Here is an 822-nt window from a genome sequence, read left to right on the forward strand (position 1 = left end):
CCCCCGCCGATGCCATGATTAACCCCAATCTGCGCGACTGCGCCTTTCCTTCCAAATCGCTGGCCGGCGTCGGTGTGACGTTTTACCTGATGATGGCGCTGTTTGTGCGTCTGCGCGACAGCGGCTGGTTTAGCCAGAAAGGGTTGGCGGAACCGAAACTGGCCGAACTGCTCGATTTGGTGGCGTTAGGCACGGTGGCCGACGTGGTGCCACTTGATGCCAACAACCGTATTCTGGTGTCGCAAGGGTTGAATCGTATTCGTGCCGGCAAGTGTCGCCCAGGCATTCGTGCCTTGCTGGAAATCGCCAACCGCGATGCCAGCCAACTGGTGGCAAGCGATCTGGGTTTTGCGATTGGGCCACGTCTCAATGCGGCAGGACGTTTGGATGATATGTCGATTGGCGTGGCGCTGCTGCTGTGTGATGACATCGTCGACGCGCGGATGCAGGCCAGCGATCTTGATGCGCTCAATCTGGCGCGGCGTGAAATCGAGCAGGAGATGCAGGCGGAAGCCATGCAACTGTGCGAAAAGCTGGAGCACGGCCTTGAACAACTGCCGCTGGGAATCGCCATGTATCATCCCGAATGGCATCAGGGCGTGGTCGGTATTTTAGCATCGCGGCTTAAAGAGCGTTTCCATCGCCCGGTGATCGCGTTTGCACCGGCGGGCGAAGGGGTACTCAAAGGCTCTGGTCGTTCGATTCCCGGTCTGCACTTGCGCGATGCGCTGGAGCGACTGGACACCCGCTATCCGGGGCTGATGGTTAAATTTGGCGGCCACGCGATGGCGGCGGGGCTATCGCTGGGAGAACATCAGTTTG

General features: G+C 59.4%; 1 protein-coding gene. It reads left to right on the top strand.

The genetic code is table 11. From position 1 onward, the window contains the following. The coding region (locus J5224_RS31635; protein WP_264628935.1) for a DHHA1 domain-containing protein at nt 1-822 on the top strand (822 nt) is incomplete at both ends.

The sequence above is a fragment of the Candidatus Symbiopectobacterium sp. NZEC135 genome, assembly GCF_025962695.1.